General features: G+C 52.6%; 1 pseudogene. It reads left to right on the plus strand.

What is annotated here, in order from left to right:
- Positions 1 to 249 (plus strand): annotated as a pseudogene (locus tag RTK32_RS20005) (SAM-dependent methyltransferase); the annotation flags it as partial.

The following is a 249-nucleotide window of genomic DNA, read 5'->3' on the forward strand; positions in this document are numbered from 1 at the left end:
ACCTCACCAGGCCTTTTCTTCGGAGTTACCTGCGCCCACCCGCACGTTGTTGCTTAGCGGCAGCGATGCAGAACAAAAACGCCAGGAACTACTGCGTTATTTCCAACAAACATGGGCGCTCTATGAGAGCCTGTTCGACTGCCTTGCCGATGAGCAGGCTTACTACACCAGAGCCATTTCGCTGCGCCATCCGCTGGTGTTCTATTTCGGCCATACTGCCACTTTCTATATTAATAAGCTGATAGCGGC

The sequence above is a fragment of the Erwinia sp. genome, assembly GCF_031978025.1.
Lineage (GTDB): Bacteria > Pseudomonadota > Gammaproteobacteria > Enterobacterales > Enterobacteriaceae > Erwinia.